At 72.5% G+C, this 1,228-nt stretch carries 1 protein-coding gene; it reads left to right on the forward strand.

Going from position 1 to position 1,228, the window contains the following annotated elements:
- The first annotated feature begins 76 nt into the window (after positions 1–76).
- Positions 77–1,132, forward strand: a complete 1,056-nt coding sequence (locus ACFWPS_RS54025) for a UDP-N-acetylmuramate dehydrogenase (protein WP_383721936.1) — start codon at positions 77–79, stop codon at positions 1,130–1,132.
- Positions 1,133–1,228: the final 96 nt, after the last annotated feature.

Consider the following 1,228-nt stretch of genomic DNA (forward strand, 5'->3'; position numbering starts at 1 on the left):
CCGGTGGACGGGGCCCCACGCGCGCGTGCGGCTCTCGGCGGCGGGACTGTCGGTGGCGTCTCGTAGTCTTGGGCGCGTGCAGGAACTCCACGACGCCCCCCTCGCCCCCCTCACCACCTTCCGGCTGGGCGGCCCCGCCACCCGGCTGGTCACCGCGACCACCGACGCCGAGGTGGTCGCCGCCGTCCGCGCGGCCGACGACAGCGGGACCCCACTGCTGGTCATCGGCGGCGGCTCGAACCTGGTCATCGGCGACAAGGGCTTCGACGGCACCGCCCTGCGCATCGCCACCACCGGCTTCGAACTGCGCGGCACGACGCTTGAGCTGGCGGCCGGCGAGGTGTGGACCGACGCGGTCGCCCGCACCGTCGAAGCCGGCCTCGCGGGCATCGAGTGCCTCGCCGGGATCCCGGGCTCCGCCGGGGCCACGCCCATCCAGAACGTGGGGGCGTACGGGCAGGAGGTCTCCGCGACCGTCACCGAGGTCGTCGCGTACGACCGGCGGACCGGCGAGACGGTGACGCTGACCAACGAGGAGTGTGCGTTCTCGTACCGGCACAGCCGGTTCAAGGCCGACCCCGAGCGGTACGTCGTCCTGCGCGTCCGGTTCGGGCTTGAGGACGCCGGCGGGCTGTCGGCGCCGGTGCGGTACGCGGAGGCCGCGCGAGCGCTCGGGGTGGAGCCGGGGGACCGGGTGCCGCTCACCGAAGCCCGCGAGGCGGTGCTCAAGCTGCGCGCAGGGAAGGGGATGGTGCTGGATCCCGAGGACCACGACACCTGGTCGGCGGGTTCCTTCTTCACCAACCCGATCCTCACGGACGAGCAGTTCGCCGCCTTCCACGCGCGCGTGCGGGAGCGGCTGGGGGACGCGTCCGAGCCGCCCGCCTACCCGGCGGGGGACGGGCGTACCAAGACCTCGGCGGCCTGGCTGATCGACAAGGCAGGGTTCGCCAAGGGGTACGGCAGCGGCGCGGCCAGGATCTCCACGAAGCACACGCTGGCGCTGACCAACCGGGGCGGGGCCACGACCGAGGATCTGCTGGCGCTGGCGCGGGAGGTCGTCGCCGGGGTCCGGGACGCGTTCGGTGTGACGCTCGTCAACGAGCCGGTGACCGTCGGTGTGAGCCTCTAGATGTACTCGGCCAAGAGGTTGGTGACTCGCGTCGGTAGTTGATCAAGAGAAGACCTCCGGGCGTAGTGGAGATGCCTGTCTTCACCACAACCGGAG

Origin of the sequence: Streptomyces sp. NPDC058457, assembly GCF_042720695.1 — a bacterium.
Taxonomy (GTDB): Bacteria; Actinomycetota; Actinomycetes; order Streptomycetales; family Streptomycetaceae; genus Streptomyces.